At 60.1% G+C, this 8802-nt stretch carries 4 protein-coding genes, 1 tRNA gene and 2 rRNA genes (1 of these 7 only partly in view); all 7 read left to right on the plus strand.

What is annotated here, in order from left to right:
• Positions 1-2611 (plus strand): 23S ribosomal RNA (locus EOA75_RS14515) (it extends 318 nt beyond the left edge of the window).
• A gap of 248 nt (positions 2612-2859) precedes the next feature.
• Positions 2860-2974 (plus strand): 5S ribosomal RNA (gene rrf, locus EOA75_RS14520).
• 209 nt (positions 2975-3183) lie between these two features.
• A tRNA-Met gene (locus tag EOA75_RS14525) sits at positions 3184-3260 on the plus strand.
• Between the two features lie 572 nt (positions 3261-3832).
• Complete coding sequence (locus tag EOA75_RS14530; protein WP_127324515.1) at positions 3833-6214, plus strand: phosphoketolase family protein; 2382 nt, start codon at positions 3833-3835, stop codon at positions 6212-6214.
• Between the two features lie 59 nt (positions 6215-6273).
• Positions 6274-7449: an acetate/propionate family kinase gene (locus tag EOA75_RS14535; protein ID WP_067319635.1), complete on the plus strand. Its 1176-nt coding sequence runs from the start codon at positions 6274-6276 to the stop codon at positions 7447-7449.
• 203 nt (positions 7450-7652) lie between these two features.
• A complete protein-coding gene (locus EOA75_RS14540; protein WP_067319633.1) occupies positions 7653-8294 on the plus strand; it encodes a ThuA domain-containing protein in 642 nt (213 codons plus the stop codon).
• 169 nt (positions 8295-8463) lie between these two features.
• Positions 8464-8802 (plus strand): GntR family transcriptional regulator (locus EOA75_RS14545; RefSeq protein ID WP_164747387.1); only part of this gene is annotated, 339 nt, incomplete at its 3' end.

Raw genomic sequence — 8802 nt, forward strand, 5'->3', positions numbered from 1 at the left:
AAGTACCCGTAGGAAAGGACATCAACCGAGACTCCGGAAGTAGTGGCGAGCGAACCCGGACCAGGCCAGCGGCGATTGAGAGACAAGCGGAACCTTCTGGAAAGTTGGGCCATAGCGGGTGACAGCCCCGTACGCGTAATGCGATCAATCGTCCTTGAGTAAGGCGGGACACGTGAAATCCTGTCTGAAATTGGGAGGACCACCTTCCAAGCCTAAGTACTCGTGCATGACCGATAGCGAACTAGTACCGTGAGGGAAAGGTGAAAAGCACCCCGACAAGGGGAGTGAAAGAGTACCTGAAACCGATTGCCTACAAACAGTGGGAGCCCGTCCTTCAAATCGCTTGACGATTTGAAGAACTTTTGATTTTGCCATCAAGAGCGCAAGCGCTTTGATGGGCGGGTGACCACGTACCTTTTGTATAATGGGTCAGCGACTTAGTGTGACGAGCAAGCTTAAACCGATAGGTGTAGGCGCAGCGAAAGCGAGTCTGAACAGGGCGTTCAGTTCGTCGCATTAGACCCGAAACCGAGTGATCTAGCCATGAGCAGGCTGAAGGTAAGGTAACACTTACTGGAGGGCCGAACCCATAACTGTTGCAATAGTTCGGGATGACTTGTGGCTAGGGGTGAAAGGCCAATCAAACTCGGAAATAGCTGGTTCTCCGCGAAATCTATTTAGGTAGAGCGTCGACCGAATACCCCAGGGGGTAGAGCACTGGATGGGCTAGGGGTCCTCACCGGATTACCAAACCTAACCAAACTCCGAATACCTGGGAGTACTAGTCGGCAGACACACGGCGGGTGCTAACGTCCGTCGTGAAAAGGGAAACAACCCTGACCTACAGCTAAGGTCCCCAAGTTATGGCTAAGTGGGAAAGGATGTGAGGATCCCAAAACAACCAGGATGTTGGCTTAGAAGCAGCCATCATTTAAAGAAAGCGTAACAGCTCACTGGTCTAAATAAGGGTCTTTGCGCCGAAAATGTAACGGGGCTAAAGCCATACACCGAAGCTTAGGGTTCGTGAGCAATCACGAGCGGTAGCGGAGCGTTCTGTAAGCCAGTGAAGCCGTACCCGTGAGGGGCGGTGGAGGTATCAGAAGTGCGAATGCTGACATGAGTAACGTAAGGGGAGTGAGAGACTCCCCCGCCGAAAGACCAAGGGTTCCTGCTTAAAGTTAATCTGAGCAGGGTTAGCCGGCCCCTAAGACGAGGCGGAAACGCGTAGTCGATGGGAATCACGTTAATATTCGTGAGCCTGGAGGTAGTGACGGATCACACAAGTTGTCCAATCTTATCGGATTGAAAGGGCAGCGGAGTGGTTCCAGGAAATAGCTCCTCCTTATAGACCGTACCCGAAACCGACACTGGTGGTCTGGTAGAGTATACCAAGGCGCTTGAGAGAACTATGCTGAAGGAACTCGGCAAATTGCACGCGTAACTTCGGAAGAAGCGTGACCCTTTTTTGCGCAAGCAGAGGAGGGTGGCACAGACCAGGGGGTAGCGACTGTTTATCAAAAACACAGGGCTCTGCGAAGTCGCAAGACGACGTATAGGGTCTGACGCCTGCCCGGTGCTGGAAGGTTAAGAGGAGGGGTGCAAGCTCTGAATCGAAGCCCCAGTAAACGGCGGCCGTAACTATAACGGTCCTAAGGTAGCGAAATTCCTTGTCGGGTAAGTTCCGACCTGCACGAATGGCGTAACGACTTCCCCGCTGTCTCCAGCATAGACTCAGTGAAATTGAATTCCCCGTGAAGATGCGGGGTTCCTGCGGTTAGACGGAAAGACCCCGTGCACCTTTACTATAGCTTTACATTGGCATTCGTAGTGGCATGTGTAGGATAGGTGGTAGGCTTTGAAGCCTGGGCGCCAGCTCAGGTGGAGCCACCCTTGAAATACCACCCTTATCACTATGGATGTCTAACCGCGGCCCGTTATCCGGGTCCGGGACAATGTATGGTGGGTAGTTTGACTGGGGCGGTCGCCTCCTAAAGAGTAACGGAGGCGCGCGATGGTGGGCTCAGAACGGTCGGAAATCGTTCGCTGAGTGCAATGGCATAAGCCTGCCTGACTGCGAGACTGACAAGTCGAGCAGAGACGAAAGTCGGTCATAGTGATCCGGTGGTCCCGTGTGGAAGGGCCATCGCTCAACGGATAAAAGGTACGCCGGGGATAACAGGCTGATGACCCCCAAGAGTCCATATCGACGGGGTTGTTTGGCACCTCGATGTCGACTCATCGCATCCTGGGGCTGGAGCAGGTCCCAAGGGTATGGCTGTTCGCCATTTAAAGCGGTACGTGAGTTGGGTTCAGAACGTCGTGAGACAGTTCGGTCCCTATCTGCCGTGGGTGTAGGAATATTGAAAGGATCTGTCCCTAGTACGAGAGGACCGGGATGGACGGATCTCTGGTGGACCTGTTGTGGCGCCAGCCGCATTGCAGGGTAGCTATATCCGGACGGGATAACCGCTGAAGGCATCTAAGCGGGAAACCCACCTTGAAACGAGTATTCCCTGAGAACCGTGGAAGACGACCACGTTGATAGGCCGGGTGTGGAAGAGCGGCAACGCTTGAAGCTTACCGGTACTAATAGTTCGATCGGCTTGATCGTTCTCATTCCTAATATCCATCCGACAAAGTCGGATGGTCTGCCAGCGCTCACGCATGAGCGGCCCTTACGGGCCTATGCTCCGCGAGGGCGCCGGACGACCGGCGACGCGCAGTCGCGCTTGCGGGCTTCGCCCGTAGGCAAAACGCAGACGTCGCCTTGGCACAAAAACGACGATCCTTTGGATCGCGCTGCGACGATCCTCGGATCGCGCTTGAACAGCTTCTCGATTTGAACGTGCGTTTCGCCGACCTGGTGGTTATGGCGGAGCGGCTGCACCCGATCCCATTCCGAACTCGGCCGTGAAACGCTCCAGCGCTGATGGTACTTCGTCTCAAGACGCGGGAGAGTAGGTCGCTGCCAGGTCTGCCAAGCGCACGTTCATCTCACATCCGGATCCGGATGCAGACAAATCTTCTCCTTGCGATTGTTGTGATGCATGTCGTTGCCTCAAACCGCTAACACTTTTGAGCGACATGCATGAGGCCCGCCAAACGGGATCCCGGGCCGCGCAAGCGGCCCTTTCATTGGGCGGTCCCTTGAATACGGTAAGCGCAAACTTACCTCTATGGTGACGCGGGGTGGAGCAGCCCGGTAGCTCGTCAGGCTCATAACCTGAAGGTCACAGGTTCAAATCCTGTCCCCGCAACCAATCCAAAAACGCCCGCCTCGTGCGGGCGTTTTTGTATCTGGCCATACTGGCCGGCTGATGTGAGCGGTCATCAGGCCCGCAAGCAGCGAACCGACGCCGCGCCGGCAGACAAGCCAAATCCTGTCCCCCACACCAATCCACGGCCCGCCAACGCAGGCCGTTTGCGTTTCGGCCCTACATTGCCCTCAAGCTCGACTCGACTTTTTGCTGCGATGGTCGCCCGGGTGTGCGTCGTCGGAACGATGCTCGAGGAGGAGAGCTTCGCCGTGCGCGTGGAAAGCACCACCGGGGCCTTCGTGGAGCCGGCGGTGCCGAAGTCGGCCTGATGGTGCAAAGCTTGCAAAGCTGAAGAGGCCAACCTCACCAAAGCGGTCGAAACGGCGCTGGCCTTGGCGGCTATAACGCGGCATTGCCGGACGCGTTTCGCGCATCGACGCTACCAGTTCATGTGCTGGCAGTGGGCCGCGTGTCGCAATGGGGCCCGCTCGCGGCGCCGACCGGTCATGAACCGGCGGCGACGTCCATGCGTTGTGTCTCAGCCGGGTGAGTTTGGAACAGCGAAGGAGTCGGAAATGACCACGCATCCCAGCACCAATCGCTTGTCCGCACAGGAGCTGCACGACATCGATGCCTACTGGCGTGCCGCCAACTACCTGACCGTCGGGCAGATCTATCTGCTCGACAATCCGCTGCTTCGCGAGCCGCTTCGGCTGGCGCACGTCAAGCCCAGGCTGCTTGGGCATTGGGGAACCTCGCCGGGCCTCAGCTTCATATACGCGCATCTCAACCGCGCGATCAGACTTCGCGATGTCAACGTCATTTACATCTGCGGCCCCGGCCATGGCGGACCGGCCATGGTTGCAAACAGCTATCTCGAAGGCACCTATAGCGAGATCAATCCGGATATTTCCCTCGAAGAGGCCGGAATGAGGACGCTCTTCCGGCAGTTTTCCTTTCCGGGAGGCATCCCGAGCCATGCCGCTCCCGATGTGCCCGGGTCGATCCATGAAGGCGGCGAGCTCGGCTACGCGCTTTCGCATGCCTTTGGCGCGGCCTTCGACAACCCGGATCTTATCGTCGCCTGCGTCGTCGGCGACGGCGAGGCGGAAACCGGCCCGCTCGCCACATCCTGGCACTGTAACAAGTTCCTCAACCCGGCGCAGGACGGCGCGGTGCTGCCGATCCTCCATCTCAACGGCTATAAGATCGCCAGTCCCACCATTCTCGCCCGCATCTCTGACGAAGAATTGCGGGCGCTATTCGTCGGCTATGGCTACGAACCGCTGTTCGTCGAGGGTGACGATCCGCCCCTGATGCATGAGCGGATGGCCGTCGTACTCGACGATGCGCTGGACCGCATCCAGGCAATTCAGCAGGCGGCGCGCAGCGGCGGAGAGACTGCCGACGGCCGGCCGAAATGGCCGATGATCATCCTTAGAAGCCCGAAGGGCTGGACAGGCCCCAAGGAGGTCGACGGGCTGAAGACCGAAGGATTCTGGCGCGCGCATCAGGTTCCGCTCTCCGGTCTCGCCGAAAACCCTGCGCATCTGAAGATGCTCGAGGAGTGGCTGAGAAGTTATCGGCCCGAAGAGCTTTTCGATGCCGAGGGCGCGCCAGTGGCCATGATCCGCGCCACTGCCCCGCAAGGCGGCAGACGCATGAGCGCCAATCCGCATGCCAATGGCGGCCTGCTGCGCCGCTCCCTCCAACTGCCAAGCCTGCAAGAGCATGCCGTATCTGTCCAGCAGCCCGGCGGCGTGAAAGCAGAGTCGACCCGTGTGATGGGCGGTTTCCTGCGCGACGTCATGGCATTGAACCAAAGCGCCAAAAACTTCCGCATTGTCGGTCCCGACGAGACGGCTTCGAACCGGCTGCAGGACGTCTTCGAGGTGACCGAGCGCGCCTGGATGGAAAAGATTCTGCCCGAAGATGTGCATCTCGGCCGCGAAGGCAGGGTTCTGGAAATCCTGTCCGAGCATACCTGTCAGGGCTGGCTGGAAGGCTATCTGCTTACCGGCCGGCACGGCCTGTTCTCCTGCTACGAGGCCTTCACGCACATTGTCGATTCCATGTTTAACCAGCATGCGAAATGGCTGGATGCCTGCGGCAAGCTGCCGTGGCGGCGGCCGATTGCGTCCTTGAACTATTTGTTGTCGAGCCATGTCTGGCAGCAGGAGCACAATGGCTTCAGCCATCAGGATCCGGGCTTCATCGATGTCGCCTTGAACAAGAAGGCGGACATCGTGCGCGTCTATCTGCCGGCGGATGCCAACAGCCTGCTTTGCGTGACGGATCATGTGCTTCGGACATGGAACCGCATCAACGTGATCGTCGCCGGCAAAGCCAATTCGTGGCAGTGGCTGTCGATCACCGAGGCGAAAGTCCACTGCAAGGCCGGTATCGGCATATGGGAGTGGGCGTCGACCGACGGCGGGGCAGAGCCGGATGTGGTGATGGCCTGCGCCGGCGACGTGCCGACGCTCGAGACGCTGGCCGCGGTCCAAATTCTGAAACGCCACGTTCCCGGCCTCAAGGTGCGGGTGGTCAACATAGTCGACCTGATGACTTTGCAGCCCAAGGAACACCACCCGCACGGCCTGTCGGATCGTGAATTCGACGCGTTTTTCACGGCCGATAAGCCAGTCATCTTCGCGTATCACGGCTATCCATGGACCATCCATCGCCTGACTTACCGGCGGACCAACCACGACAACATCCACGTGCGCGGCTACAATGAGGAAGGGACGACGACGACGCCCTTCGACATGACCGTCCTCAATGGCCTCGACCGCTATCGTCTCGTCTTGGGCGTGCTCGACCGCATTCCCGACCCGGCCGGCGCGCATATCCGGCTGAAGCAGGCGATGGAAGGCAAGCTGATCGAGCACCGGGCCTATATCCGCGAGCATGGGCAGGACATGCCCGAGGTCCTCGGCTGGAAATGGGAGCAGTAGTCGATGCCGAAGCGCCAGGCCAAATGGACGAGCGCACGATTGGCCGGGACCGGCCGACCATGACCGATGCCATTCTCGTCCTCAACGGCGGCTCCTCAAGCCTGAAGTTCGCCGTGTTTCAGCAGCAAGACGAGCTTCACCTGCTGGTGCGCGGCAGCGTGTCGTCGATCGGACATCATCCACGATTGCATGTCGCGCCCTCAGAATTGTCACGCGAAATCGACAGGAGCCTGGGGGACGAACCGATCGGGATAGCAAAGGCGTTCGAGGCCATAGTTTCCTATCTCGAGGATCACGCTCTTTTGCGCCGGATCGGCACGGTCGGGCACCGCATCGTCCATGGCGGGCAAGAACTTACCCAAGCGACCTTGCTCGACGAGCGCACGCTCGACGCGCTGCATAGGCTTGAGCCGCTCGCACCGATCCATCAGGCGATCAACCTGGAGATCGTCCAACTGGCCGGTCGGCTTTTGCCCGAAGCCAAGCAGGTCGGCTGCTTCGATACGGCCTTTCACACGGCGCGGCCGGAGCTTGCCAGGCTCTATGGCTTGCCGCGAGAGATGTCGGAACAGGGCATCGTCTCCTACGGCTTCCACGGGCTCTCCTACAGGCACATCGCAGCGAAGCTCCGCGAGCGCTACGGCGACGCTGCCGGTGGCCGAACGATTGCCGCCCATCTCGGCAGCGGCGCGAGCCTGTGTGCGATGAAGGCAGGAGTAAGCCTCGCCACGACCATGGGTTTTTCGACGCTTGACGGCCTCGTCATGAGCACCCGTTGCGGCGCCATCGATCCTGGCGTGATCCTGCACCTTCTGCAGGAGCGCAAGCTGTCGGCCGACCGAGTGACCGAATTGCTCTACGAGCAGTCCGGCCTGCTGGGCGTATCCGGCATTTCCGGAGACATGCAGGCGCTGCTTGGGTCGAAAGACCCGGCGGCGGCGCGTGCCGTCGCGCTCTTCGTCTATCGCGCCGGACGTGAGATCGGATCGCTCGCGGCCGCGCTTGGAGGCCTCGACACGCTCGTGTTCACCGCCGGCATCGGCGAAAATGCATGGCAGATCCGGCAAGAGATCTGCGAGGCTGCTGCCTGGCTTGGTGTCGTGGTCGACCATGGTTTAAATCGCAGCGGCGAAGCGCTGGTCAGCGCGCGAGAGTCCAGCGTCGATGTTCTTGTCATTCCGGCCGACGAGGAACGTGCCGTGGCCACGCAGCTCCTCGACTTCGACACGGTCTGATCTCCCCGCGGCAGGATCGCAGGGATCAGCTCGGTAACTGGCGCAGAGCTTCCGCTGAACCAGGACGAGCGTCGGGCGATCGGGCGTCGCGCGGGCCGTTTTCGTTCGCGTCACTTTCCCTTCAAGCTCGACTCGGCGATGGTCAGCCCGGCGCCTCGCTGCCCTATATCCGGCCGCGCGGCCAAATGCATAAGGAGCGGAAGATGCGGCAGGCACTGATCGTATGGGGCGGCTGGGAAGGGCATGAACCCGAAGCCGGGGCGCGCCTCCTCAAAGCGATGCTTGAGGAGGAAGGCTTTGCCGTGCGCTTGGAAAATACGACCGCGGTGTTCGCCGACCCGGCGATCGCCGACCTCAGCCTGATCGTGCCGATCTACACCATGTCCAAGCTCGCCAAGGCCGAAGAGGCGAACCTCACCAAAGCGGTCGAAAACGGCGTCGGCCTCGGCGGCTATCACGGCGGCATGGGCGACGCGTTTCGCGAATCGACGGACTACCAGTTCATGTGCGGCGGCCAGTGGGTTGCCCATCCCGGCAACATCATCGACTATCGTGTGAATATCGTGCGGCGCGACGACCCGATCGTGGCAGGCATCGACGATTTCCAATACCGCTCCGAGCAATATTACATGCATGTCGATCCATCGAACGACGTGCTGGCGACCACCACCTTCTCGGGCGAGCACGCGCCGTGGATCGCCGGCGTTGTCATGCCCGTGGTTTGGAGGCGCCGGCACGGCAAAGGGCGGGTGTTCTATTCGTCGCTCGGCCACGCGGCCAAGGAATTCGAGGTGCCGCAGATGCGCACCATCCTGCGCCGCGGACTTGTGTGGGCGGCGCGCTGAGCGCGCCCGTCGGTGCGGGCTGACGCCGGTGGCGGCCGGATTTCCCGAACCGAAAGCATCACCGACCCGCTCCTATGATCATGACAGATCGTATGAATGAGTGATTTACATAAGACGTAAGCTTTCATACAACTGCCGGCAGCAACTTGCTCTATCGGGAGAGGATTGCGTGGAAAATATCGTTCCTTCGGACGCAACCGGGTGGATGCCTTCGGTCGACCAGGGCGGCGCAAGCGTGCACAACGCCGTCGTCAGCGTGCTGGGCAGCCGCATCCTGGGCGGCGACTATGCTCCCGGTGCAGCCTTGCCGCGCGAGGAGGAGCTCTGCGCCATGCTGGGCGTCAGCCGCACCTCGGTTCGGGAAGCGGTCAAGGTGCTGTCGGCGAAAGGTCTTGTCGAGGCCAGGCGGCGGGCGGGCGTGCGCGTGCTGCCGCGCGACAGCTGGCGCCTGCTCGACCCGGTGGTGCTCGGCTGGCACCCTTCCATCCAGGATGACGAGGAGCTGGTT

The sequence above is a fragment of the Mesorhizobium sp. M1A.F.Ca.IN.022.07.1.1 genome (assembly GCF_003997575.1).
Classification (GTDB): Bacteria; Pseudomonadota; Alphaproteobacteria; order Rhizobiales; family Rhizobiaceae; genus Mesorhizobium.